Here is a 25,216-nt window from a genome sequence, read left to right as displayed (position 1 = left end):
GTGACGGTGTGCGCTCATGTCGTCCGGACGTACGTCGTGGTGTCGATCTGCCCTCACGTCGTCCCGGCGCACGCCGGGACCCACGTCCCCGGTCCACGAGGGTGCCTCATGCTCAGACAAGTTTCGCGATCACATCCGCGGCGTTCGCGACGGGCTTGCCGTCGGCGAAGCAGGCTTTCACCAGCGCGTTGACCTGGGCGAGCGTGGGGCGTTTGGAGCCGACGCGTCCCAGCATCGCCCGGGCCTGCGGATGCGTTCCTTCGGCGACGATCTGGTTGCCGGCCATCGACGTGCGCGTGGCCAGCCGCATGTCCATGGCGGGATCGCGGAAGGCCATCACGATGTTGTCGTAGATCGCGGTATCGTCCGGCACGCCTTTCCAGCTCGTCGCACGGAACGCCGTCACTTCGACGCCCGCCTTCTTCTCGGGAATGATGATGATGTTGTTGTAGATGCGGGCGCCGGTCACGGGGCCGGAGATCCGCAGCGCCGCGCTGCCGCTGCTGCGCAGGCCGTCGTTGATGCTGACGTTGAAGCGCACGATCGTACCCACGTTGCCGATGCCGCCGGCGTCCCGGCCGTCGTTGCACACGAGCGCCATGCCGCCGGCGTTGTCGTGGCTGTAGTTGTACTGGATGATCGTGTTCCGGCAGTGGAAGTCGGCGTCGAAGCCCTGACCGTCCGCATAGGCGCGGTGATCGCTGACCTCGTTGTACTGGATCAGCGTGTCGTCGCAGTCGAACGGCCATATGCCCGCCGCGGCTTCGCCACGGGGCAGCGGACCGCACCGGCCGACCGTGTTGCGTTCGACGAGCGCTCCCCGGCAGCCCTTGACGAGGATGCAGTCGCCGGGCACCTCGCTGATCCGGTTGCCGCGCACCACGACGCCCGTCGCCAGTCCCGCCGCGCGACTGCCCGCGCCGAGGAACAGGATGCCGTCGCGCTGGCTGCGTTCGATGACGTTGTCGGCGATGGTCAGGCCTTCGTGATGCGTGGGCCGCTGCTTGCCGCCGGCTTCCACGAGGATCGCGCTCCCGCCGCCGTCTTTCTTGATCGGCGAGCCGTTGACGTCGTGCACGTGCAAGCTTTCGAGGACGATGCCGTGCACCGTGCCGAAGTCGTGGTGCAGCAGGTGCACCCCCGTGCGTCGCGGTCCGGCCTGCGGGCCCCGGTTGGATACGGCCAGGTGACGGAGGGTCCAGTACTCGACGTTCTCGAGCCGCACCGTGGCTGGCGACGCGCCGTCCGCGTGAAGGTGGGGCGCCTCGCCGTCGCCGTAGGCGTCGACGACGATCGGTGCGCCGGCGCGTCCGGAACCCGTGGGGTGGAAGACGCCCGGGTAATCGCCGCCGCGGCGGAACAACAACGTATCGCCGGGCGCGAAACGCTGCCGGTTCACGCGCTCCAGTGTGCGCCACGCCGTGCCGGGTTCCCGGCCGTCGTGGGCGTCGTCGCCGGAGCTGGCGTCGACGTAGTAGCGTGAGCCGTCCGGTGCCGCGAGCACGGACGGCGACAGCACGGCGAGCGCGCCGGTGCCGAGGAGGGCGTGGCCCAGGAACGCGCGCCGCCGCATGGGACTACCGGCGCTCGCTCAGCGAATAGCGGTACACGCCGCCATGCTTGCGCAGCATGTACGCGAACCCGGCCAGGTGCTTGATCGTGAGCTTCGAGAACTTGCGCGTCCGCCGCTTGTAGTCGTGCACGATCGAGATGCGGCGGCTGTAGAAGTTGCGCAGCCCCAGCTTGTGGGTGCGGACGCAGAACTCGGCGTCCTCCGGCCCGAAGAAGATCCGGTCGTCGTAGCCCATCAGCAGGGCGCCCACGGCCTTGGTGAACGTCTGGTTCGCGCCGAGCACGTAGTCGACCTCGAGCGGATCGCTACCGTCGTCGAAGCGCGTGTCGAGCATCAGGTGGCGCTCCAGTTCGCGACGGACGAATCCGAGCTTGCGCGTGAAGGGGATGCGCGCGGCGATGGGCTGGTAGAACCGCGGGAATCGGCGGGTGGAGTCCTGCCGCGTGCGGTCGACGTTGAGCAGCTGGAAGCCGACGACCCCGGCGTCCGGGTGCTCGCGGAAGAACTGCTCCACGATGGTGCCGGGGTCCGGCGTCAGGAAGATGGTGTCGTTGTCGAGCGTCATGCAGTACTTGCCGCGCGCGAGGAAGAGGCCGCGGTTGCGCGCCGGGCCGACGCCGAAGTTCCGTTCGAGGGGGAAGTAGCGCACCTGCGGCAGCGTCGCGACGAACTCGGCGCTGCCGTCCGTCGATCCGTTGTCGACGACGATCACCTCGTCGCGATCGAAATCCACCTTGTCCATCAACGAGTTCAGGCAACGCTGGAGATTGCCCAGTTCGTTCCAGGTGATGATGATGATGGACAGTCGAACGGCTGCCTCGCTCATGACGCTGCTCCAGTGGAAGGCTCGGTATGGGGTGGACGATCGGTGGGACGGGCGAACGACGAGGGCGTGATCACCGCGTTGGCCTTCACCACGTAATGGTCGGGGATGACGACGGGGCCGAAGATGCAGGCGCCGGTGCCGATGGTGACGTTGTCCCCGATCACGGGCGTGCCGTCGCCGGGCCAGCGGTTGCCGATGCAGACGCGCGCGTAGAGCGTGCAGTTCGCGCCGATGCGCGTCTTCCCGTTCACGATGATGCCGAAGGCATGCCAGATCACCAGGCCCGGTCCGATGGTCGCGGTGGTCGGCAGGTAGCACTTGAAGACGAATTCCGCGATCTTCTCGAGCACGCGGACGGGTGCGTGCAGCGGCGTGCCGCGCGCGGTCGACAGCAGACGGTAGGTCAGGATCACCCAGAACGACTGATCGAGCATCCACCATGCGATGCCCCGGTAGCCGGGCTGTGCCTTGAGCCGGCGGACGTCGGCGCGGAAGTCGTCAAGCATGGGAGGGTTCCGGAAGGGTGGTCGGCGCGGCGTCCCGGGCGGCCCTGGCCTCGGCGCGCTTCTCGGCGCGGCGGCGCTCGCCGCGCGCGTAGAACATGCCGACGAAGAACCACAGGTAGGCTTCGTAACCGCTGAACTCGATGAACGCGAGGATGAGGTAACAGAGCAGGAAGGCCTTGATGTTGCTCTGCTGGCCCTCGGTTCGCGTCAGCAGGATCTGCCCCACCATGACGAGGAACAGCAGCAGCGACTGGACACCGCCTTCGAGCAGGAACTGCAGGTAGATGTTGTGGACGTTGTTCTCGACGAAGGTGAGCCCCGAGAGCTCCTCCATCATCGGCACGCCGTTGCCGACGCCATAGCCGAGCAGGTTGTGGTCGAGCGCGAGGCCGGCGGTGTTCCACAGCGCGAGGCGACCGACGTTCTTGTGCGCGAGCTGGGTCTCCGCCTGCAGGTTGAAGCGATCGAGGATGGGCACGTCGATCACCGAGGAAACCACGAGGCCGACGAGCAGGACGCCCACGGCGACGCCGAGGAACGTGTAGAAATAATAGTCGCGCGTCTTGCGCGCGCGGTACGCGGCGATGCCGATGGAGATCGCCGTGCCGATCAGGCCCGCGCGCGAGAGCATCATGCCGCTGGTGAGGAGGGCGATGCCCGCCGCGATCGGATAGGCGCGGGTGCCGAGCATCAGGATCGAAAGCAGGGCGAGCAGGCTGGCCTCGATGTTGCGGCCGCCCGTCGACATGTAGAGAATGCTCGACGCCCCCTCGCTACGGGCGTAGACCGCGCCGAGCTGACCCGCGTACACGGCGTCGCGGACAAGCAGGAAGGTGATGCAGCAGCCGAGCACCCAGATGAAGATCCGGCGCAGGTCCACCTCCGGCAACTTGCGTCCGAAGACGACGCCCAGGAAGTACGAGGACGCGACGAACACCAGCAGCGTGGAACGGAGGCCGCCGCCATACGTGGCACCCGCCGCGGCCGACGTGGCGATCATGGTGCCGATGAACGCCGTCGCCGGATTCACCTTCAGATATCGCGCGGCAGGCAGATAAAGCAGCGGAAACAGAAGCAGCAGCAGGTGGTAGACGTTCACGTGCGACTTGCTCGACGTGCTGTGCGACAGGGGCACCTGCACGAAGATCATGGCCATTAGCGATACCGCCGCGGCACGTGTCCGGTTGATCACCATGGTCAGCCGATCGCCACGCCGAAGAACTTGTGCAGCAGCACCTTCACGGTCGACTTGTAACCGCCGAGGCTCACGTTGCGCACGATGTCCAGGAGCGGCGGCCGCTCCTTGTTCATCACGTACTGGATGTTGCGGTGGTTGCGACGCTGGTCCGCGTTCATCAGGTTGCCGTGCTTGGCGAGGAAGCGCGCGCTGCCCTCGGCGCGGCGGGACGAATTGCGGATGCGGGCGCGCGAGCGGTCGTCGTCGACGAACGAGAGCACGTGGCGCGAGCGCACCGCCGTGCCGAAGCGGTCGGCGAGCCGGATCCACATGTCGTAGTCCTGCCAGGACGGCATGGATTCGTCGAAGCCGCCGAGCTCGAGCATCCGCGACAGCTCGGTGAGCACCTGGTTGCCGGCGAGGTTCGTGTAAAGCAGCGCGGGGAGGGTGAGGTCATCCGCCGCGGCCCGCTCGGCCCCGTCATAACGTCGTGCGAGCAAGGGTGCGATGCGCGCCTCGTCCTCGAAGTAACGGAAGCGCGTGCAGGCGAACGACGGCTTGTGCCGTTCGTAGAGCTCGACCAGGCACTGGATGCGCTGCGGATGGAACAGGTCGTCGTCGTCCAGGCCGGTCACGTAGTGCCCGCGGGCGTGCTCGATGCAGCGGTTGCGCGCCCGGCAGGCGCCTTGCGGCGTGTCGTTCCGCAGGTAGGTGAAGCGGCCCGGGAACATGCGGTCGTAGTCGGCCATCACCTCGGGCGTATCGTCGGTGGAGGCTTCGTCGCAGACCAGGATCTCGACGGCCGGCCAGGTCTGCGCCAGCACCGAGTCGATCGCACGGCGCAGCAGGGCGGACCGGTTCCGGGTCGGGATGTAGACGCTGACCAGCGGTGTCGTCGTGGAGTTCATGCCTGCGGACTCGGTCGGGTGCATGTCAGGCGCCCACGGCTTGCACGGGGCGGTGAAGGAAGGTGTCGCGGCTGCGCCAGACCACCCACAGGAGCAGCGGCGTGACGATCACGAGGCGTACCACGCTGGCCTTCCAGCTCTCGCCGGGGTAGAGCGCCACGGCGAGCATGAGGAAGGCGTAAGGGACGAAGGTCTCGACGACCCACGACCGGAAGAACTCGCCGGCGCTGATCCGGATGATCTTCGACGAGAAGAAGTAATAGGAGAGCACCGTCGACACCAGCTGGCTGGCGGCCAGCGCCACCGCCATGATCTCCAGCGACCGGGAGAGCGCGCCCGCGATGCTCAGCGCGAGGGTGATGCCGCAGATCTTGAGGTTCCAGACGAACTCGACGTCCGATCGGCCGAGGCTCTGGCTGAGGGCGCCGATCAGGGAGCCGAGCGGCCGCAGCATGCCGAACAACAGCATCAGCGGGATCAGCGCCGAGACACCCGCGTAGCGCTCGCCATAGAGGATGGTCACGGCGAAGGGGGCGAACACGGCCAGCATGATGAAGACGCAGGCACTGAACACGGCCACGCCGCGCAGACCGGTGAGGTACATCTGCCGGAGGCCTTCCGGGTCCTTCTGCCGCGTGGCGAGCCGCGGCAGCGCGAGTCGCTGGACCACCGGCATGATCAGCTTGGTCGGCTGCAGCACCAGTTCCTTCGCGAGCGAGTAGACGCCTAGCGACGCGAGGCCGAGGAACTTGCCGAGGATGATCTGGTCCGCCTGGCTGCGAAGCTGGTTGATGACCTGCGAGCCGAGCTGGAAGGCGCCGTAGCGGAGGGCCTGCCGCACGATGCCGCGATCGAACGCCGCGCCCGGGTGCCAGTCGCGCTCGGCGACGGCGAGGAAGCAGAGCAGCCGCACGAGGCTGTTGACGATCATCGCGTAGACGGCCGCCTCGATCGAGGCGCCGTAGCCCAGCACGAGGACGAGCAGCGTGGCCAGGCCCGAGAGCCTTCCGATCACCTCGATGCGGGCGAGCTTCGGCAGGCGGAACGACTTGATCAGGCTCGCCTGGTACTGCGCGGCGACGCCGAGCAGCACGAAATTGACGGTGGACAGCCGCAGCAGTCCGCCGAGTTCGTCGGACCCGTAGAACGCGGCGACCGGCCAGGACAGGCCGAGCAGCACGGCGGCCGAGACGAGCCCGAGCCCCACGCTGATGTAGAACAGCGACGTGCGTTCGGGACGCGTGATGTCCTGCCGATGGATGAGGTAGCTGCTCAGGCCCATGTCCTGCAGCAGCGTCGCCACCGCGTTGACGACGTTCACGATCGCCAGCGCGCCGAGCAGGTGCGCATCCACGTGATGCGCGAGCACGGCGATCTGCAGCAGCTGGCTCGCGGCACTGACCACGGTGGAGCCCGCGGTCCACATCGCGTCGCGGCGTGCCGACGTCGTCATGCGTGCGCCTCCATGCCCAACCGGATGGCGAGCTGGTCGTGCAACCGCTGCTGGTCGAAGTTCGCCTCCACCGTGAGGCGCGCGCGGTGGGCGATGGAGGCGACGTCGAAGTCGCCTCGCTGGATGGCTTCGAGCGTATCGGCGAGCGCCACAGCGTCGCGTTCGGGCACGAGCCAGCCCGAACGCCCGTGTTCGATCAGTTCGGGGATGCCACTATGGAGGGTGGAGAGGCAGGGCACCCCGCTGGCCATCGCTTCCATCAGCGACACGGGAATACCTTCCTGATCGCCATCGGCCGCGGTGACGCTCGGCAACGCGAACACGTCGGCGCTGGCGAGCGCGGCCTGCACGTACGCCTTGTCGCGACGCCCGCGGAGGAAGACGCGACCGCCGAGCGCGCGCTCGGCGACGAAGCGCTCGAGGGACGGCTGCAGCGGGCCATCGCCGATGACCTCGAGTTCGGCCGGCACGCCGCGAGCCGCGAGCAGGGCCATGGCCTCGCAGAGATAGGTGACTCCCTTCTTCTCGACCAGCCGGGCGACGCTGACCACCCGCAGCGGTCGTGCCGGCGGCTCCGTCCGCGCGGCGGGCGCGCGGAACGGGAAGCTGTCGAGGTCGACGCCCATGCGGTGGACGTGGATCTTCGCCGTGTCGCATCCGAGCGTCGCGAGCTTGCGGGCCCAGCGTTCGCTGATCGGAAGCATGCGTTCGCCGCTGGCGAACAGGCGCCGATAATCCTCCGCATGGCGGGCGAGCACGCCGTGCTGGGACAGGTCGTAGCCATGGAACACCGTGAAAAGGGGCCCTTCGATCAGACCCAGCGCACGCAGGTTGGCGGCCACCACGCCCGTGGGACCGAAGTGCGCGACGATCGCGTCGGCGCGGATCGGTGTCGACAGCCGTCGCGCGGCGCCCGCGAGGACGAGCGTCTTCGCGGCGTGGCCATAGCGGCGGATCGACAGCGCGCGGCGCACGCGTGCGCGGCCGAGGCCCGGCACCACCTGGCGCAGTCGCTGCAACAGGATCTGCCAGCCGCGGGAGCTGCTGGCCGCGCGCGGGAAGATGAAGGTCGCGCGTTCCATCAGGCCGCGCGTGGAGACGATGTCGCCCGGCGTGGGCGTCTGTCCCCGGCTTACCGCGAGGATGCGCACGTCGAAGCCGCGATCCAGCAGGCCGACGATCTGGTCGATGACGAAGGTTTCCGAGTAGCGCGGGAACTCCGGCAGCACGAACAGGACGCGCATGCTCACGCTCCTATGGCCAGGGTGGCCAGCACGGCTTCGCGGGCGAAGGCCTTCTCGCGGACCACCGCCGCGGCGACGCGCGGGCGCAGGGCATCATCCTCCAGCAGCGCGAGCACCTTGCTGCGCAGCGAGCCATCGAGCAGGGCGGGCACCGGCATGGCGAGTTCGTCGACGCCCAGGCGCTTCATCACGCCTTCCGACTTGTGTTCGTAGTTCAGGGCCACGGCGGGCGTGCCGAAGTTCATCGAGATGATCGCGCTGTGCAGGCGCGTGGCGATCGTCAGCACGCAGGCACCGAGCCGCCGGCCGAGCTCGACGTCGTTGAGCTCGTCCATTTCCACGTGGAACGATTCCGGGCGGCGCAGGCGCGCACGCACCTTCAGCGCGATCATGCGGTCGTCCTTCGGATAGCCGTCGATCGCCGTGCAGGTCGAGTAGGCGGCCACGCGGTAGCCTGCGTCGATGACGTCGTCGAGCAGGCGGGCGAACGCCTCCTCGTACTGCGTCTGCGTCACACCGAGGCGCTTGTCGAACGGGGCGAGCTCGCGGAAGGTCACCGCCACGGTGGGCCGGGCGTCGTCGACCGGCACGGGATCGCCCGGGTTCACCAGCCACGCGGTGTCGGAAGCCCAGCGGATCCGGTCCTCGGGAATCCCGGCCTTGCGCATGTGATTGACGCTGACCTCCTCGCGCAGGGCGAGGGCGTTCACGCGCCCGAGGATGTCCTGCGACATCCGCCGGAAGAACGCGTGGTCGAACGGGCCGACGCTGTGGCCGATCATATAGACCGGTCGGCCCGCGAGCATCGCGCAGATGGACTGGTCGTACTGCGTTGGCCCGTAGAGGTCCACGAAGAACGAGCCTCCGACCTGGATCACCAGGTCGTACGCGGCGAGCGAGGCGATGTGGTCGCGGTGGCGCGCGGGCAGGGGGATCAGGCGCGACCACCAGGCGCGGCGCAGGTGCCCGAACAGGAGGCGCGGCACGATGCGGCGCAGGAGCCTCGCGCGCAGCGATCCGAAGCGCTTGCGGCCCTGCTCGTGGTAATAGGCGTTGAGCGGATCGGGCTGGAGCTCGCGGCCGAGCAGCCACGCGGAGCTGACGGGAAAACGGCTCGTCACGTCGATGGCGCTTTGCGGCAGCGCGTCTTCCAGGCATTGCAGGAGACCGCGCAGGATCGCGCAGTCGCCGCGGTTGCCGCAGGTGTGGTTACCGATGATGAGGATGCGCGCCATAGTGCTCGATTCGTGCGTTGCCCCTGGACGGGGACGGATCAGGCCGGGTCGGCCTTGTACTTGTAGTACGCGTAGGTCGAATAGCCGGAGGTGCGCCGTTCCACGGCGTTGAAGATGGCGCCCTTGAGCATCACGCCGTTCTGCTCGAACCGCTGTTTCGCCAGCGCCAGCTCGCGCGCCTTGTTCAGTCCGAAGCGTGCGACCAGCAGGCTGGTACCGGCGTGGTGTCCGATCACGGCCGCGTCGGTCACCGCGAGGATCGGCGGCGTGTCGATGATGACGAGGTCGTACGCGGGCACCACGGTCTCGATGAAGCGGGTGAAGTTCTCGTGCATCAGCAGCTCGGACGGATTCGGCGGCACGCGCCCCCGGCTGATGAAGTCGATGTTCGGGAGGGGACCCTGGCGGCGCACGTCCTCGATCGTCGCGGCGCCGACGAGGATGTCCGACATGCCATGCGCCGCGTCGGTGCCGAGCAGCTGATGCAGCGTGCCCCGGCGCATGTCGCCGTCGACGAGCAGCACCCGCTGCCCGGCCTGGGCGATCACGGCCGCGAGGTTTGCCGAGACGAAGGTCTTGCCGGCGAACGGGCTCGAGCCCGTGATCATGAGGATGTTGTTCTTCGCCTCGAGGCGGGCGAAGTGCAGGCTGGTGCGCAGGCTGCGGATCGCTTCGACGGCGAGGTCGGCGGGGTCGCCGACGGCGAGCAGCGGACCGCGTGCGCCGTGGCCGCGCTTCGAACGGATGGACCGGGCGCTCTGACCGGCACTGAGGGGCACGGACGCGTACACCGGCAGGCCGAGGTCCTCGATCACCGCCGGGTCTTCCACGCCACGGTTGAGGATCTGCTTCAGGAACACGAAGGCCAGCGCGAGGAATCCGCCGAGGAAGGTCGCGACCAGCACGACCAGCGCCTTGCGCGGCTGCACGGGCTGGTTGCGGTCCACCGCGGCCGAATCCACGATGCGGACGTTGCCGACGGTTCCCGCCCGCGCGATGTCCAGCTGCTGGGCCTGGTTGAGCAGGCTGGTGTAGGTCGTGGAGCTGACCTGGACGTCGCGGTTGAGCTTGAGCAACTGCTGCTGCGTGTCGGGCAGGTCGCCGATCTGCTTCTGCATCTGCTCCTTCTGCGACTGCAGCTGGCCCATCTGCTGCTGCAGCGCCTTGTACGCCGGGTGATCGTGCGTGAAGCGCCGATCGATGTCGGCCTCCTGCAGGTGCAGCTGCTGGATGTTGTTCTCCACCGCCACGATCTGGTCGAGCAGGCCCTTGGTCTGCATGCTCAGGTCGACCGCGTGCGAGCGCGTCTGGAACGCGTTCATCGCCGCCTGCGCACGATCGAGCTCCTGGCGCACCTTCGGCAGCTGCTCCTTGACGAACTGCAGCTGGCTGGCGGCCTCCGCCGAGTTGCGCTCCACGTTCTGACGCACGTACGCGGTGGAAATCTGCGTCAGCACCTGCTGGGCCAGATCGGGATCGGCGTTGTTGTACGTGAGCCCGATGATGCCGGAATCGTTGCCTTGCTCCTGCGCGACGACATCGCCCTGCAGGCGGCCGATCGTCGAAAGTGTCGGCTGCTCGACGATGTCGAAGCGCGTGCCCCGGTTGGCCACCAGCTGCCTCACCTGCATCGTGACACCGCCGGTGCGCACCAATTCGCCGACCGCGCCCTCGAGGATGCGCTTGCCGTCGTCGTCGTAGAGCGCGTAGCGCTTGCCCTCCTCGGCGCGCAGCTCCAGCTTGCGACCGGTCAGCGAGTCGGGAAGATCGAGCTTGTAGATGTCGAGGATTTCGCCACCCCAGCCATAGCGGTTCAGCCCGAAACGCGGCGGCGCCAGCTGGCCCGGCTTACGGCCACGCGACAGGTAGTCGCCGATCAGGGGGAAGCGACGGGGCTGCGCCGTGATGTCGAGATGCAGTTTTTCGACGGCCTGGCCGATCACCAGGCGCGAGGTCAGCAGGGCGATTTCCGTCGTCGCCTGCGAGCCCGTGGTGCCGAGCGACTGCGTGAGGTCGCTCAGGCCCGGAAGGCTCGGCGTCTTCTGCTCGACCTGCACCACCGCGGTGGCCTGATAGATCGGCGTGGCGAAGACCGTGTACAGCACGCCGGCCACGAAGAAGGCGGCGGTGATGGCGACGATCAGCCACTTGTGATCCAGCAACGTGCCGAACAACGCATTGAGGTCGATGGTGTCGTCGTCATGAGCGGGATCGATCTTCGTCGTCATGCGGCAGCGTGTTTCCAATGAATGAATGGACGTCTAGACGTTTATATCGGGGCGAGCCTGAATGGGTGGGGAAGCCTTCTTCATGCTCGAAATCCCTTGTTTCATGAGGTCCGCGCAGCCGTATCCGTGCGTCGCGCAACGAGGCGCACGCTTGACGCACCACCGGTGCGTCGATGCATGTCATGGGGCGGACGCCGTTCCGGCACAGGCTGATGACTCGTGCCCGTGCCGACGCCTTCGTGGAAACCACGATGTCCTTCGCCGTCACCGCGCCTTCCGTTCCGTGGGGATGTGGAGGTGCGATGAAGGTCTGAGCATAGAGGTGCGACGCGGACCCTCCTAGCGAGGAATGTCGGTTTTGCGACTCGCGTCAACTAACCAGCATGTCGATGGCGCTATTAAGGCCGCGCCGTTAAGAATGCGTTAGATTTCAGCCGTCATTTGGGCACGACGTGCTAATGGCTCGTTCATTCTTTGTGCAGTGCAGCTTGTGGTGCGTGGCGTCCTGCCTCGGCTGGGCCGTGAAAATGCGGCGACGCAAGGTGTCGCGGCGCTCCATCGCGGCCAGGGCCGCTCCTACAGCGCCTTCGCGGGGACAAGGGTCTTCAACAGGACATCCAGCGGCACCGGTTGTCCGGTGTGGAACCCCTGGACCTGGTCGCAGCCGTTGTCCTTCAGCCACGCCTGCTGCGACGCACGCTCCACGCCCTCGGCGACGACCGTCATGCCCAGCGTATGCGCGAGGGCGATGATCGAGCGGCATATCGACGCGGCGCGGGCGCTGGTATCGACGTCGGCGACGAACGAGCGGTCGATCTTCAGCGCGTCGATGGGCAGATCGCGCAGGTACGACAGGCTCGAGAATCCCGTGCCGAAATCGTCGAGCGACACGCGGGTACCCTGATCGCGCAGCGCACGCAGCGCCGTCAGCGCATGCATGGGCTCCATCAGGCTGCTTTCGGTCAGTTCGACTTCCAGGGCGCCCGAGGGCAACGCATGGTGGAGGGACACGGCGCGGATATCGGCCGCGATGTCGGTGCGCTGGAACTGAATCGCGGAAACGTTCACCGCGATGGCGAGGCCGCCTGCGCCGGCGTCGGCCAGCGCCGCATGAGCCCGGGCCGCGGCGTCGAACGCCCACTGGCCCAACGGCACGATGAGGCCGGTTTCCTCGCACAGCGGAATGAATACGTCGGGCGGGAGGTACGAGCCGTCGGCCTGCGGCCAGCGAACCAATGCCTCGAGCTTGCGGATGGCGCCGGTCGTCGTGTCGACGACGGGCTGGAAATGCATCCGCAGCTCGCCGCCGTCGATCGCCTGGCGCATGCGCGACGCCAGCGTGAGGCGCGCCACCGATCGCTCGGCCATCGCCGGGACGAAGCGTCGCATCTCGTGGTCGTCGTCGGTGCGCGCATGCGCGGCGAGCGCCGCGTTCGCGATCACCTGCCGGGCATCGTGGCCATCGGCAGGGTGGTTCGCCACGCCTATCTGCGGTTCGAGGGTGTGCAGGGCATCGTTCAGGGCGACGGGCTCGGCGACGGCGGCGAGGATGTCCGCGATCGCCGCGTCCCGTCGCGTCGGGTCGGTGATGGCGAAGAGGAAACGCTCGCCGGGCCGGTGCGCGACCATGCCGTGGACCGGGGCGACGGCGCTCAGGCGGGACGCGACCGCGCGCAGGACGCTGCGGCCGGTGTCGAGACCGAACGTGTCGCTGACGCGGTCCATGCCACGCAGATGCACGTAGACCACCTCGTACCAGGCTTCCTTGCCGAGACCGCGATCGAGGTAATCGACGAAGGCCTCGGTGTTGGGCAGCCCGGTGACGACGTCGTGGGTCGCGCGGTAGGTGAGTGCGCGTTCACCGCGGATGCGCTCGGTGACGTCCTGTGCGAGCACCAGGCGGGCGTTGTAGCCGGGCATGTCGATGTCCGCGGCGTGCACCACCACGTCGAGCGTGCTGCCATCCTTGCGCCGATGGATCCAGACGCGATCCGGATCGCCGTCCTTGCCCAGGCGCAGCGAGGCGACCACTTCCTTGAGGCTCGCGGCGTCGTGCGCCGAGCGGATGTCGGTGATGCGCATCGACCTGAACTCGTCCCGCGAGTACCCGTAGTGGCGTATCGCGGCCTCGTTCACCTCAAGGAAGGCCAGGGTGTCCGTGTCGTAAACCCAGAAGGGGAACGGGTTCTTGTCGAAGGTGAGGCGGAATCGCCGCTCGGCGTCGGCAAGGCGAACGGTGGCCTCCGTCAGTTCGGCGACGTGCGCCCGTTGCTCGCGCGCGGCGACCGCGAGGTGGCGGTAAAGGTACGCGAAGCCCGCCCAGTAGACGATGTAGATGAGCAGGCAGAACGCCGCGAAGCGGTACCACGGGCCGAGCACTTCCGACACGGGCAGACCGACACCCACCCACAGCGCGAAGGTATCGGGCTGGCTTACCGCGATCAGACGGTCCGTTCCATCGATCCGGCTGGTGTGGGGTTCGGCGTCCTTCGCGCCCGGTTCGAACAGGTGGTCGACGGATTGTCCGATGACCGCGCGATCGTCGCCGGTCCGTGCGAGGATCTTGCCGAAGCGATCGGTGATCGCGGCCACGCCGTCATGCCCGAAGCGCAGGTGGTCGACGACTTCCTGTAGCTGCCGCTGCCGCAGGTGCGCGAGCACCCAGCGGTCGTCGCCGGCGGGCACCGCGATCGGGAGGACCCATTCGCCATGGAGCGTCCTGATGGGCCCGAGGCGAAGCAGCGCGGTCGCGGAATCGTCCTCCCGGGTCCATTCGGGGAACGTCGCGTCGCCCGGGCCTGACGTGATGGCCACGCCCCGTCCGTCCACGAGCATCAGGTCGACCAGTTCGCCGTGCCGTTGCGAGACACCCTCCATGTTCTGCGCGATCAGGGCCGGCGCCCTATCCGGCACCGATGCCAGCAACTGGTTGCTGTCCGATGCGATGCCTTCCATTGCCCGCTGGAGGTTGAGGAACTGTGCCGTGAGCAGGCGCTGGCCACCGTTCGCCATCGACTGGCTCTGGGCGTGCGCGGCCTCGAGGCGACGCGCCCGGTCGCTGGCGACGACATAGACGAGGCCCGCGCCGAAGATCAATGCGAGCAGGCCACCCACGATCCGGATCAGTCGCGCCGAAGGGTGGGATGTCGCTCTTGCCATGATCCTCGCCGGTGGTGCCGCACGGTGGCACCTCGCCGCAAGCTAGCAACGTCGCCCGGCGACGGCAACCGTCGAAATGTGTAGACGGTGGACGTGGCCGTTTTTGCTTGCAGGCGTTACGCCGGGTGCGCCGCACAGGCCGCCGGGGCAGGGGACGCGCCAACCCGTCACGGCTTCGCCCGCGTCGCCACCTCGGCCTGCTGGTTGAGGGCCTGGCTGGCGTGCTTGGGCGGCGTCAGCGGTACGGGCTCCGAGCGGCGGGTGAAGCTGCCGGTGCCCGCGGTGGCCCAGTCCACGCCGGCGATCTCCTGCTCGAAGCGGGTCGCGTCGCGGGCCCGCACCACGTCGGCGATGCGGCGCGCCTCGCGCGACGAGACCCCGATGCGGCGCAGCGCGAGCGTGCCGAAGTGCAGCGCCGATTCGAAGGTCTCGCGCACGTGGTTCTCGACACCCCTGGACACGACCTCGCGCGAGTGTTCGCGGTCGTACGTCCGCACGAGCCAGGTCGCGTCGGGATATGCGCGCATCGCCACGTCGAGGATGCGGTTGACCGTCTCCCGACGATCGACGCATACCGCGATGACCTGCGCGCGTCCGGCACCGGCCGCTTCCAGTACGTCGAGCCGGGTACCGTCGCCGTAGTAGATCCGGAATCCGAAGCGCGACGCCGCCTGGATCATCTCGATGTCCGTGTCGATCACGGTGACGTCCACATCGCGCGCCAGCAAGGGCTGGCTGACCACCTGGCCGAAGCGGCCGAAGCCGATCATCAGGACGCTGCCGTTGAGCCCTTCGGGCACCGCCTCGTCCGCGTGTTCGGGCACGGACGCCGAGCGCCTCGCCGGAAGCCTGCGCATCACGACATCCACCAGCGGGGAGAGCACCATGGAAAGGACCACCGCCGCGGTGAAGATGGCATTCTGCGACGCGGTGAGGACCTCGCCTTCCGTCGCCGCCGCGAAGAGCACGAAGGCGAACTCGCCACCGAGCGCCATCAGGGAGGCGCGCTGCAGCGCTTCGCCGTGATCGCTGCGCGTCACCCGCGCGATGACGTAGATGCACGCGCCCTTGAGCGCCATCATCGCCACCACGCCGAAGACGATGTACTCCCAGTGGGCGCGGACGGTCGCGAGATCGAGCACCATGCCCACGCCGAGGAAGAACAGGCCGAGCAGCAGGCCGCGGAAGGGCTCGACGTCGGCTTCCAGCTGGTGGCGGAAACTGGACTCGGAGAGCAGCACGCCGGCGATGAAGGCGCCCATCGCCATCGACAGACCGCCCACCTGCATGAGCAGCGCGGCCCCGAGCACGACCAGGAGCGCGCCGGCCGAGAGCAGCTCCCTTACCTTCGACTTCGCCAGGACGCGGAACAGCGGGTTGAGCAGCCAGCGTCCGGCGACGAGCAGCGTCACGAACGCCGCCACGCCCTTCAGCACGGCGAGCCACGGCCCGGATGCCGACGCGGCGTGGACGGGCGCCATCCAGGCGACGAGGGCCAGCAACGGAACGAGCAGGAGGTCTTCCAGCAGCAGGACCGACACGATCTTTTGTCCCGCGGAAGGCGACAGGTCGCGACGCTCGCCCATCAGCTGCATCACGATGGCGGTGGAGGTGAGCGTGAAGCCCAGCGCGCCGATGAACGCGACGCGCACGGGCAGGCCCGAGAGCCAGCCGAGTGCCGTCAGGGCCGCCGCGGATGCGGCGGTCTGCAGGAGGCCCAGGCCGAGGATGTAGCGGCGCAGGCACCAGAGCCGCGACGGCTGCATCTCCAGGCCGATGACGAAAAGGAACATGACCACGCCGAGCTCGGCGAGGTGGAGGATCGATTCGGGATCGGTGAACCAGCCGAGGCCATACGGGCCCACCAGCATGCCGGCCACGAGGTAGCCGAGCACCGAGCCGAGGCCGAGCCTGCGGAAGAGGGGGACCAGGAGCACCGCGGCGCCGAGGAGGGCGACGGCTTCGACGAGCGGGTTGTCGGTGGCTACCGCTGACATGGTTCGAACTCCCGACTAAAGGTGTGATCCGGCTCGTGCCTCGTCAGTGTCGCTCACGGGGCAGCAGCGTTCCAGCGATGTCGCGATGCAGCATGCCCGTGTGAAAACCCGCTGATAGTATCGATGAAATCGATTTCATTTCGTGGGGTTCGACATGAAGACGCTGAAGGGACCCGGGCTGTTCCTCGCCCAGTTCATCGGGGACGAAGCGCCGTTCAACCGACTGGATACGCTGGCCGCCTGGGCGGCCGATCTCGGTTACGAGGGACTGCAGATTCCGACCTCCACGCCGCATATCTTCGATCTGGCGAAGGCGGCCGAGAGTCAGGCGTACTGCGACGACATCGCCGGCATGCTCGCTGGCCACGGCCTGCGCGTCACCGAACTGTCGACGCATCTGCAGGGCCAGCTCGTCGCCGTGCATCCGGCGTACGACCAGCTGTTCGACGGTTTCGCGCCGGAGTCGGTGCGTGGCGACGCGGCCGCCCGGCAGGCGTGGGCCGTCGACCAGCTGAAGCTTGCCGCGAAGGCCAGCGCGCGGCTGGGGCTCGACGCCCACGCCACGTTTTCGGGCGCGCTCGCCTGGCCTTACATGTATCCGTGGCCGCAGCGTCCGCCCGGCCTGGTCGAGGAGGCCTTCGGCGAACTCGCGAAGCGCTGGCGGCCGATCCTCGACGTGTTCGACGCGGAGGGCGTGGACGTCTGCTTCGAGCTCCATCCGGGCGAGGACCTGCACGACGGCGTGACCTTCGAACGTTTCCTCGACGCGGTGGACCAGCATCCGCGCGCGAAGATCCTCTATGACCCCAGCCACATGCTGCTGCAGCAGATGGACTACCTGGGCTTCATCGACCGCTACCACGACCGCATCGGCATCTTCCACGTGAAGGACGCCGAGTTCCGGCCGAGCGCGTCGAGCGGCGTCTATGGCGGCTACCAGGCCTGGATCGACCGTGCGGGCCGCTTCCGCTCGCTGGGCGACGGGCAGATCGATTTCCGCGCGATCTTCTCGAAGTTCGCGCAGTACGATTTTCCGGGCTGGGCCGTGCTCGAGTGGGAGTGCTGCCTGAAGCACCCGGAGGACGGTGCACGGGAAGGCGCGCCGTTCATCCGCGACCACATCATCCGCGTCACGGAACGTGCCTTCGACGATTTCGCCGATGCATCCACCTCGCCGGCGACGCTCAAGCGTCTGCTCGGCCTCTGACCCTCAATACGCCGGAGTTTCTATGCGACCGATGATGTTCCGCCTCGGCTCCATGATGTTCCTCGAGTTCTTCATCTGGGGCGCGTGGTTCGTGACCCTTGGCACGTATCTCGGGCAGGGGCCGCTCCACGCGGATGGCTCGCAGGTGGCGCTGGCGTTCCTCAGCCAGTCGATCGGCGCGATCCTCGCCCCGTTCCTCGTCGGCCTGACCGCCGACCGCTTCTTCGCCGCGCAGCGCATCCTCGGCGTGCTCCACATCGCCGGCGCGGCGTTGCTCTGGTGGGCGTCGCAGGCGCCCAGCTTCCCGGTGTTCCTCACCGCGATCATGCTCTACATGCTGCTCTTCATGCCGACGCTGGCGCTGGTCAACAGCGTCGCGATGCGCCACATGGAGAACCCGGAGAAGCAGTTCCCACGCGTCCGCGTGATCGGCAGCATCGGCTGGATCGTGGCCGGCCTGCTCATCGCCTGGCTCGGCTGGGAACAGGCGCACCGCCTCGAACTGACCTTCCGCATGGCGGGCGCCGCGTCGCTGCTGCTCGGCCTGTACGCGTTCACGCTGCCGGACACGCCGCCGCTGAAGCGCGACACGCAGACGTCGATGGGCGAAATCCTCGGCCTGGATTCCATCCGTCTGCTGAAGAGCCGCTCGTACCTGATCTTCTTCCTGGCCTCGGTGGCCATCTGCATCCCGCTCTCGTTCTACTACAACTTCACCAACCCGTTCCTCAACGACCTCGGCGTCAAGGGCGCCGCCGGCCTGCAGTCGCTCGGCCAGGCGTCGGAAGTGATCCTGATGCTGGCGATGCCGTTCTTCTTCGCGCGCCTCGGCGTGAAGACCATGCTGGCCCTCGGCATGGCCGCCTGGGTCGCGCGCTATGTCCTGTTCGCATACGGCAACGTCGATACCGGCTACGCGCTGCTGGTGGGCGGTATCATCCTCCACGGCATCTGCTACGACTTCTTCTTCGTCACCGGGCAGATCTACACCGACGCCAAGGCGGGCCCGCGCTTCCGCAGCGGCGCGCAGGGCTTCATCACGCTGGCGACGTACGGCGTCGGCATGCTGATCGGTACCTACCTGTCGGGCATGGTCGTCGACCACTTCACCGTCGGCGGCGTGCACGACTGGAAGGGCATCTGGCTGGTGCCGGCCGCCATCGCGCTCGTCGTGCTGCTCGTGTTCCTCGCCCTGTTCAAGGAACGCGACGTCCGCAGCGCGGCGCCGGAACCGGTCTGAGGAACGCTCGATGTCACGACTGAACATCGCCATCGTCGGCGCCGGCATGATCGGCGCCGTCCATCGACGTGCCGCGCTGCTCGCCGGCGCGAACGTCGCAGGCGTCTGCGCCTCCACGCCGCAGCGCTCCGACGAGGTCGCCGCGCAGTGGGGCGTCAGGGCCTACGCGGATATCGAGGCGGTGATCGCCGATCGCGACGTGCAGGTCGTCCACGTCTGCACGCCGAACGCGCAGCACGCGCCGTACGCGAAAGCGGCGCTCGAGGCCGGCAAGCACGTCATCTGCGAGAAGCCGCTCGCCACCTCGCTCGACGACGCGGCCGATCTCGCGGCGACGGCGCGACGCACGGGCCTCGTCGCCACGGTGCCATTCGTCTACCGCTATCACCCGGTCGTCCGCGAGGCGCGGGCACGCGTCGAGGCCGGCGAGCTCGGTCCGGTGCGGCTGATGCATGGCAGCTACCTGCAGGACTGGCTGATGGACGCCGGCTCGAACAACTGGCGCGTCGACCCGGCGCAGGGCGGGCCGTCCCGCGTTTTCGCCGACATCGGCTCGCACTGGTGCGATCTCGTGGAGTGGGTCAGCGGCGAGCGCTTCGCCGAAGTCAGCGCGAGCTTCGCTACCGTGATCGCCGAACGGGCCGCCGCGACCCGCCAGAGCTTCGGCGGGGCGTCCGGCGGTGGATCGATGCAGGCGGTGCGCAGCGAGGACGTCGCCGCCGCGATGTTCCGCACGGCGCGCGGCGTGCTCGGTAGCGTGACGGTGAGCCAGGTATCGCCGGGCCGCAAGAACCGCCTGTGGTTCGAGATCGACGGCGCGCGGGCCGGTGTCGCGTTCGACCAGGAAGACAGCGAGCGCCTCTGGTTCGGTTACGCCGACCACTCGGAGACGTTCCTGCGCGATCCGAACGCCGGCGCCGCCGAGCAACGGCGTCTCGCCACGCTGCCGGCCGGCCACGCGCAGGGTTACGCGCAGTGCTTCGAGGCCTTCGTGGCGGATACGTACGCGACGATCGAAGGCACGGCGCGCGAGGGACTGCCCACGTTCGAGGACGGCTTGCGCGCGGCGCGCATCACGGATCGCGTCGTCGCGTCGGCGTCGAGCCGGCAGTGGCTCGACATTCCGGGCTGAGGACGCGTCACAGATCCAGCTGCACGTCGCCCCGGGGGCGCGAGCAGCAGATCAGGACGTTGCCCTCGGCCGCGGGTTGCAGCGGCTCCGGCGCGTAATCGACGCCGCCGCCGACGAGCGCCGTTTCGCAGTTGTGGCAGACGCCGGAGCGGCACGACCAGCGCACCGGGACGTCGCAGGCTTCGGCCAGGGCGAGCAGGTTCGGATAGCGCTCGTTCCAGCGCACGGTGAGGCCACTGCGCACGAAGGACACCGAAGCGCCGGTGGTCGATTCGTCCGCGGGAGGGTGCGGCGCGACGTCGTGACGGGCCGCGATGCCGGGGCGAAGCGCCTCGACGCCTCCGAACAGTTCCGACGCGATACGCGACGCGGGCACGCCGGCGGCCTGCAACTGATCGCGCGCCGCGCTCATGAAAGCCGCCGGTCCGCACAGGTAGAACGACGCGTCCAGCGGAATGCCGGCGCGGCGCAGCGCCGCCACGTCGAGGTGCCCGTCGACGTCGTAGTCGCGCCCGGCGCGATCGTCCGGACCGGGGCGACTGAAGGCGAGCAACCGCCGCGCCGTTCCCGTGCGCGACAGCAGGCCGGCGATCTCGGCGACGAAGAGGTTCTCCTCGCCGCTGCGGGTGCCATGGACCCAGAAGACGTCACGCGGACGCGCGCCGGTGCGCAGCACGAGGTCGTGCAGCATGCCCAGTAGCGGCGTGATCCCGATGCCGGCGCTCCAGAAGACGACCGGCGAGACATCGTCCCCGAGCACGAAATCCCCGCGCGGCGCGCTTATCGCGAGCACATGCCCGACGTCCACGGACGCATGCAGGAAACGGCTGCCGTCGCCGCCGCCGCGCTTGACCGAGATGCGGTACACGCCCGGGCTCGATCCGTCGGACAGCGAGTAACTCCGGATGAGCGGCGGGAGCGGCGCCGGACGGTCGATCCGGAGTACGACGAACTGGCCGCCGCGCGCGGGTGGCAACGGCTCGCCATCCACCGCCTCGAAGACGAACGACCTGACCAACGGGCTTTCCTGCCGCGTTTCGCGGACGCGCACCTCGCGGAACCCGGTCCAGGCGGGCCGCTCCCCGGTAACCTTCGTGAGCCCGGCGTTGCCCCGGGTGTCCTTCCGTGTCGCGAGCATCGCCTCGAACGACCTGCGCCATCCCGGACTCAGCGCGGGCATGGCGGCGGCGCGCAGTATCGCGTCGCGGTCGGGATCGGGCAGGTAGAGCAGGGCGTCGACATCGGCGACGGTCATGCCGCCGCCCGAGGACTCCTTCGTGATGGCGTCACCCGCCGCGACGGTGCCTTCCTCGATCACGCGGCAATAGAACCCGGGCCGCCGGTGCGCGACCAGCAACGAAGGCATGCGCGGCTCCCGCATGCGGATGCCGACGCGATAGCAGGTGACGCGCGGCTGCGTGACCTCGAGCAACGCCTCGCCGATGCGGAACCGGTCGCCGACGCACACCTCGTCGTCCGGAAGGCCGTCGACGGTGAAGTTCTCGCCGAACGAGCCGTGCTCCATGGGCGGACGTCCGAGGAACGCCTCCCAATGGCGATAGGCATCGAGCTGATAGACGAGGACCGCGCGCTGCTCGCCGCCGTGGCCACCGAGGTCGCCTTGTCCGTCGCCGTCGATGTTGAGCCGGCGCACCATGACGCGTCCGGCGGCCGGGGATTTCCATACACCTGTGTGCACGACCTCCCCGTTCCAGGAGACGTCCCGCGGTAGACCGACATTCACGGAAACGAGCGTTGGCATGGTCCGCACTCCATCGGCAGACCGCGAGTCTAGCCCGCCGGTCCGCCCATGGATTGCGCGGATATGGGTTTCTTGCCGATTCCCGCGCCGCGCCCGCTCAGCGCCAGCCGAGCCCGGGTGCCACGTGCTTCAGGATCGACTCGATCACGTGCACGTTGTAGTCGACGCCCAGCTGGTTCGGCACGGCCAGGAGCAGGGTGTCCGCCTCGGCGATCGCACGGTCCTCGGCCAGCTCCTTGACCAGCACATCGGGTTCGGCCGCGTAGGTGCGGCCGAATACCGCTTCCATGTTGTCGATGAAGCCGATCTGGTCGCTGCTCTTCGACCGCCCGAAGTAGGCGCGGTCGGTGTCGTTCATGATGGGAAAGATCGAGCGCAGCACGGAGACGCGCGGCTCGCGGCCGTGACCCGCCTCCGCCCACGCGTCGCGATACGCCCGCATCTGCTTCGCCTGCTGCACGTGCAGCGGCTCGTTCGTCTCGTTGGCCTTCAGCGTCGAGCTCTGCAGGTTCATGCCCATCTTCGCCGCCCAGACCGCCGTGGCATTGGAGGCCGACCCCCACCAGATGCGTTCGCGCAGGCCCGGCGCATGCGGCTCCAGCCGCAGCAGGCCGGGCGGGTTGGGAAACATCGGCTGCGGGTTCGGTCGCGCGAACCCTTTCCCGTCGAGCAGGCCGAGGAAGACCTCGGCATGGCGGCGACCCATGTCCGCGTCGGTCTCGCCTTCGGCGGGCGCATAGCCGAAGTGGCGCCACCCGTCGATCACCTGCTCGGGCGAACCGCGGCTGATGCCGAGCTGCAGGCGGCCCCCACTGATCAGATCGGCGGCGCCGGCCGTTTCCAGCATGTAGTGCGGATTCTCATAGCGCATGTCGATCACGCCCGTGCCGATCTCGATGCGCCGGGTTTTCGCCCCGATCGCCGCGAGGAGCGGGAAGGGCGAGGCGAGCTGGCGGGCGAAGTGATGCACGCGGAAATAGGCGCCGTCCGCACCGATCTCCTCGGCCGCGACCGCGAGATCGATCGACTGGAGCAGCACGTCGCTGGCGGACCGCGTCGCCGAATGCGACGCATCCGTCCAGTGGCCGAACGAGAGGAAACCGATGCGTTTCATGAGAAGTCCTCGAAGGGGCGCGACGGTGCGCTCATCCGCATCGAGATTGAGACGACTTTCGCAGAATCAACATCCGGTGGCGGATGGCCGGGCTGCGGGAACCGCTCTGTCACATTTCGCCGGGACACTCGACGGCACAGGGCCATTCCATCTTCACCAGGGAACCTCATGACCTCTCAGGATCGGCGGCACTTCCTCAAGCTTTCCATGGGCGCCGCCGGCGCCGCGTTCACCGCCGGCGTGCTGCCGCCCTCGATCGCGAAGGCGCTGGCGATCCCCGCGTCGCGCCGCACCGGCACGCTCGCCGACGTCGAGCACGTGGTGATCCTGATGCAGGAGAACCGCTCGTTCGACCACTACTTCGGCAGCCTCCGCGGCGTCCGTGGCTTCGGCGATCCGCGGCCCTTCGTCCTGTCGAGCGGTCGGTCGGTCTGGCACCAGCCGCATGCCGCGTCGAAGGACGACTACCTTCTGCCGTTCCGACCCGTCGCCGACGATCTCGGCCTCACGTTCATCGAGGATCTCCCGCACGGGTGGAACGACACGCAGGCGGCGGCGAACGGCGGACGCTACGACGGCTGGGTCCAGGCCAAGGGCACCACCACGATGGCCTACCTGACGCGCGAGGACATCCCGTTCCACTACGCGCTGGCCGACGCGTTCACCATCTGCGACGCGTACCACTGCAGCATGCTCTCGTCGACGGACCCGAACCGCTATTACCTGTGGAGCGGCTACACGGGCAACGACGGAACGGGGGCCGGTCCCGTGCTGGACAACGCCGAGAAGGGTTACGCCTGGACCACCTATCCGGAGCGCCTCGAGCAGGCGGGCGTGTCGTGGAAGATCTACCAGGACATCGGCACGGGCCTGGACGCCGACGGCAGCTGGGGTTGGACGTCCGATCCGTACATCGGCAACTACGGCGACAACTCGCTGCTGTACTTCGACAATTACCGGAACGCGCGGCCCGGCGATCCGCTTTACGACAAGGCGCGCACCGGCACGAACATCGCCGCGGGCGAGTCGCCCTTCGCGATCCTCCGCGAGGACGTGCTCGCCGACCGGCTTCCGCAGGTCTCGTGGATCGCGGCACCCGAGGCCTTCACGGAGCATCCCAGCTGGCCGGCGAACTACGGCGCCTGGTACGTCGACGGCGTGCTGGACGCGCTGACCTCGAATCCCGAGGTGTGGAGCAAGACCGCGCTGTTCATCACCTACGACGAGAACGACGGCTTCTTCGATCACGTGGTGCCGCCTTACCCGCCGTCGTCGGCGGAGCAGGGGCTCTCGACCGTGGACACCACGGGCGAGCTGTATCCCGGCGGCCACGGCTTCGTGGCCGGTGCGTACGGCCTCGGCGTGCGCGTGCCGATGCTGGTCGTCTCGCCATGGAGCAAGGGCGGCTGGGTCTGCTCGGAAACCTACGACCACACGTCGATCCTGCGTTTCCTGGAGAAGCGCTTCGGTGTGCGCGAGCCGAACATCTCGGCCTGGCGCCGCGCCGTCTGCGGCGACCTCACGCGTGCCTTCGACTTTTCGCGCCACGACGACGGCGCCCCGCGCCTTCCCGCGACGACGGGCTACGAGCCCGACGGCAAGTCGCATCCGAGCGTGCGCCCGGCACCGCCGGTGGATCAGCGCATGCCCGAGCAGGAAGCCGGTCAGCGTCCGGCCCGCGCGTTGCCTTACGTGCTGGATGTGCAGGGGCTTCTCGATGTGGAAGGCGGACGCTACCGCCTCGAGTTCATCAACGACGGCCAGGCCGGCGCGTTCTTCCACGTCTTCTCGCCCGCGCGCACCGATGGTCCCTGGACGTACACCGTCGAGCGCGGCAAGTCGCTCCACGATGCGTGGACCAGCCTCTACAGCGGGGGCACGTACGATCTGTCGGTAACCGGGCCCAACGGTTTCCTTCGCCGTTTCGCCGGCACGCAGCCGGCGGACGGCGAACGCGGGCGTCGCGCGCAGCCCGAAGTGCGCATCGCTCAGGGCGAGCTCGACGGGCTGTTCCGTCTCTCGATCACCAACGAAGGGAGCCGCCTCTGCGTCGTGACGGTCACGCCTGGCGACGCGTACACGCATCAGCCGCCGCGTCGCCACATCCTGCTCCCCGGTGGGCGCGTGGAGAGCCTCTGGGAAATCCTCTCCAGCGACCACTGGTACGACTTCACGGTCACCAGCGACCACGATCCGCGCTACGTGCGTCGCCTCGCCGGCCACCGCGAAACCGGACGCCCGTCGCGCACCGATCCCGCGCTGTCGCCGAGGCGTTGACGATGGCGGTTGCCGCGATCCGGTAGCGAGTCCGGCGCGCGACATGGGGGCCACAGTCCTGTGGCTCCTCGCGAAGAGCTGTCGCGCGCAGGGCGCGCTCCTACGACGTGATGTTCGGCGGTTGGGTCCATACATCGTCTGCACGAGCGGCGGGCTACACAACGGGCTGGTTTTTCCC

At 68.3% G+C, this 25,216-nt stretch carries 17 protein-coding genes; 4 read left to right on the top strand and 13 right to left on the bottom strand.

The annotated features are described in order from the left end of the window. Positions 1-112: 112 nt before the first annotated feature. The 11 genes from BMY69_RS13875 to BMY69_RS13830 form a co-directional block, all read right to left on the bottom strand. A complete protein-coding gene (locus BMY69_RS13875) occupies positions 113-1,573 on the bottom strand; it encodes a right-handed parallel beta-helix repeat-containing protein (RefSeq protein WP_090179260.1) in 1,461 nt (486 codons plus the stop codon). Between the two features lie 4 nt (positions 1,574-1,577). After that, positions 1,578-2,399: a glycosyltransferase family 2 protein gene (locus tag BMY69_RS13870; protein WP_090053552.1), complete on the bottom strand. Its 822-nt coding sequence runs from the start codon at positions 2,397-2,399 to the stop codon at positions 1,578-1,580. Next, the gene (locus tag BMY69_RS19690) at positions 2,396-2,905 is read right to left on the bottom strand and encodes a serine O-acetyltransferase (RefSeq protein ID WP_090053550.1); all 510 of its coding nucleotides are present in this window, start codon (positions 2,903-2,905) and stop codon (positions 2,396-2,398) included. The genes BMY69_RS13870 and BMY69_RS19690 overlap by 4 nt, the downstream gene beginning before the upstream one ends. Continuing rightward, entirely contained in the window at positions 2,898-4,061 is a 1,164-nt protein-coding gene (locus BMY69_RS13865) for an O-antigen ligase family protein (protein ID WP_177191181.1), read from the bottom strand. The genes BMY69_RS19690 and BMY69_RS13865 overlap by 8 nt, the downstream gene beginning before the upstream one ends. 41 nt (positions 4,062-4,102) lie before the next feature. Then, a complete protein-coding gene (locus tag BMY69_RS13860) occupies positions 4,103-4,990 on the bottom strand; it encodes a glycosyltransferase family 2 protein (RefSeq protein WP_177191180.1) in 888 nt (295 codons plus the stop codon). A gap of 25 nt (positions 4,991-5,015) precedes the next feature. Next, positions 5,016-6,443, bottom strand: coding sequence for an MOP flippase family protein (locus tag BMY69_RS13855; RefSeq protein ID WP_090179252.1), 1,428 nt, complete (start codon positions 6,441-6,443; stop codon positions 5,016-5,018). Then, positions 6,440-7,687 carry a glycosyltransferase gene (locus BMY69_RS13850; protein ID WP_090179249.1) on the bottom strand — a complete coding sequence of 416 codons (1,248 nt, stop codon included), beginning with the start codon at positions 7,685-7,687 and terminating at the stop codon, positions 6,440-6,442. Before BMY69_RS13850 ends, BMY69_RS13855 begins: the two co-directional genes overlap by 4 nt. 2 nt (positions 7,688-7,689) lie before the next feature. Beyond that, a complete protein-coding gene (gene wcaK, locus BMY69_RS13845) occupies positions 7,690-8,922 on the bottom strand; it encodes a colanic acid biosynthesis pyruvyl transferase WcaK (protein WP_090179246.1) in 1,233 nt (410 codons plus the stop codon). A 38-nt stretch (positions 8,923-8,960) separates the two neighbouring features. Then, the gene (locus BMY69_RS13840) at positions 8,961-11,150 is read right to left on the bottom strand and encodes a polysaccharide biosynthesis tyrosine autokinase (protein WP_090179244.1); all 2,190 of its coding nucleotides are present in this window, start codon (positions 11,148-11,150) and stop codon (positions 8,961-8,963) included. A gap of 576 nt (positions 11,151-11,726) precedes the next feature. After that, a complete protein-coding gene (locus BMY69_RS13835; RefSeq protein WP_090179241.1) occupies positions 11,727-14,309 on the bottom strand; it encodes a bifunctional diguanylate cyclase/phosphodiesterase in 2,583 nt (860 codons plus the stop codon). A 167-nt stretch (positions 14,310-14,476) separates the two neighbouring features. Continuing rightward, positions 14,477-16,306 carry a monovalent cation:proton antiporter-2 (CPA2) family protein gene (locus BMY69_RS13830; RefSeq protein ID WP_090179238.1) on the bottom strand — a complete coding sequence of 610 codons (1,830 nt, stop codon included), beginning with the start codon at positions 16,304-16,306 and terminating at the stop codon, positions 14,477-14,479. Positions 16,307-16,460: 154 nt separating this feature from the next. On the opposite strand from BMY69_RS13830, the gene BMY69_RS13825 reads away from it, so the two are divergent. Genes BMY69_RS13825 through BMY69_RS13815 form a run of 3 tightly spaced genes read left to right on the top strand, consistent with a single transcriptional unit; the run spans position 16,461 to position 19,885 of the window. Next, positions 16,461-17,513 (top strand): sugar phosphate isomerase/epimerase family protein, encoded by a 1,053-nt coding sequence (locus BMY69_RS13825; protein ID WP_090179459.1) that lies wholly within the window; start codon positions 16,461-16,463, stop codon positions 17,511-17,513. Between the two features lie 22 nt (positions 17,514-17,535). Further along, on the top strand, positions 17,536-18,753 hold the full coding sequence (locus tag BMY69_RS13820; RefSeq protein WP_090179234.1) for a nucleoside permease: 1,218 nt from the start codon (positions 17,536-17,538) through the stop codon (positions 18,751-18,753). A gap of 10 nt (positions 18,754-18,763) precedes the next feature. Further along, the gene (locus tag BMY69_RS13815) at positions 18,764-19,885 is read left to right on the top strand and encodes a Gfo/Idh/MocA family protein (RefSeq protein ID WP_090179232.1); all 1,122 of its coding nucleotides are present in this window, start codon (positions 18,764-18,766) and stop codon (positions 19,883-19,885) included. Between the two features lie 7 nt (positions 19,886-19,892). Here BMY69_RS13815 and BMY69_RS13810 read toward each other — a convergent pair whose 3' ends face one another. Beyond that, the gene (locus tag BMY69_RS13810) at positions 19,893-21,542 is read right to left on the bottom strand and encodes an MOSC and FAD-binding oxidoreductase domain-containing protein (RefSeq protein ID WP_218143184.1); all 1,650 of its coding nucleotides are present in this window, start codon (positions 21,540-21,542) and stop codon (positions 19,893-19,895) included. A gap of 202 nt (positions 21,543-21,744) precedes the next feature. Beyond that, positions 21,745-22,761: an LLM class flavin-dependent oxidoreductase gene (locus BMY69_RS13805; protein WP_090179227.1), complete on the bottom strand. Its 1,017-nt coding sequence runs from the start codon at positions 22,759-22,761 to the stop codon at positions 21,745-21,747. Positions 22,762-22,929: 168 nt separating this feature from the next. Between BMY69_RS13805 and BMY69_RS13800 the strand changes: the two genes are divergently transcribed. Continuing rightward, a complete protein-coding gene (locus BMY69_RS13800) occupies positions 22,930-25,038 on the top strand; it encodes a phosphocholine-specific phospholipase C (protein WP_090179225.1) in 2,109 nt (702 codons plus the stop codon). Positions 25,039-25,216 lie beyond the last annotated feature (178 nt).

It is taken from the genome of Luteibacter sp. UNC138MFCol5.1 (genome assembly GCF_900110505.1).
GTDB lineage: Bacteria > Pseudomonadota > Gammaproteobacteria > Xanthomonadales > Rhodanobacteraceae > Luteibacter.
This window is presented reverse-complemented; position numbering and strand designations above follow the sequence as displayed.

What these genes read in the sequence shown, in the direction of transcription:
- BMY69_RS19690 (WP_090053550.1), bottom strand. Translation starts at nt 2,905, where the DNA reads ATGCTTGACGACTTCCGCGCCGACGTCCGCCGGCTCAAGGCACAGCCC.
- BMY69_RS13875 (WP_090179260.1), bottom strand. Translation starts at nt 1,573, where the DNA reads ATGCGGCGGCGCGCGTTCCTGGGCCACGCCCTCCTCGGCACCGGCGCG.
- BMY69_RS13805 (WP_090179227.1), bottom strand. Translation starts at nt 22,761, where the DNA reads ATGAAACGCATCGGTTTCCTCTCGTTCGGCCACTGGACGGATGCGTCG.
- BMY69_RS13855 (WP_090179252.1), bottom strand. Translation starts at nt 6,443, where the DNA reads ATGACGACGTCGGCACGCCGCGACGCGATGTGGACCGCGGGCTCCACC.
- BMY69_RS13810 (WP_218143184.1), bottom strand. Translation starts at nt 21,542, where the DNA reads ATGGTGCGCCGGCTCAACATCGACGGCGACGGACAAGGCGACCTCGGT.
- BMY69_RS13800 (WP_090179225.1), top strand. Translation starts at nt 22,930, where the DNA reads ATGACCTCTCAGGATCGGCGGCACTTCCTCAAGCTTTCCATGGGCGCC.
- BMY69_RS13825 (WP_090179459.1), top strand. Translation starts at nt 16,461, where the DNA reads ATGAAGACGCTGAAGGGACCCGGGCTGTTCCTCGCCCAGTTCATCGGG.
- wcaK (WP_090179246.1), bottom strand. Translation starts at nt 8,922, where the DNA reads ATGGCGCGCATCCTCATCATCGGTAACCACACCTGCGGCAACCGCGGC.
- BMY69_RS13815 (WP_090179232.1), top strand. Translation starts at nt 18,764, where the DNA reads ATGTCACGACTGAACATCGCCATCGTCGGCGCCGGCATGATCGGCGCC.
- BMY69_RS13865 (WP_177191181.1), bottom strand. Translation starts at nt 4,061, where the DNA reads ATGGCCATGATCTTCGTGCAGGTGCCCCTGTCGCACAGCACGTCGAGC.
- BMY69_RS13830 (WP_090179238.1), bottom strand. Translation starts at nt 16,306, where the DNA reads ATGTCAGCGGTAGCCACCGACAACCCGCTCGTCGAAGCCGTCGCCCTC.
- BMY69_RS13835 (WP_090179241.1), bottom strand. Translation starts at nt 14,309, where the DNA reads ATGGCAAGAGCGACATCCCACCCTTCGGCGCGACTGATCCGGATCGTG.
- BMY69_RS13850 (WP_090179249.1), bottom strand. Translation starts at nt 7,687, where the DNA reads ATGCGCGTCCTGTTCGTGCTGCCGGAGTTCCCGCGCTACTCGGAAACC.
- BMY69_RS13840 (WP_090179244.1), bottom strand. Translation starts at nt 11,150, where the DNA reads ATGACGACGAAGATCGATCCCGCTCATGACGACGACACCATCGACCTC.
- BMY69_RS13820 (WP_090179234.1), top strand. Translation starts at nt 17,536, where the DNA reads ATGCGACCGATGATGTTCCGCCTCGGCTCCATGATGTTCCTCGAGTTC.
- BMY69_RS13860 (WP_177191180.1), bottom strand. Translation starts at nt 4,990, where the DNA reads ATGAACTCCACGACGACACCGCTGGTCAGCGTCTACATCCCGACCCGG.
- BMY69_RS13870 (WP_090053552.1), bottom strand. Translation starts at nt 2,399, where the DNA reads ATGAGCGAGGCAGCCGTTCGACTGTCCATCATCATCATCACCTGGAAC.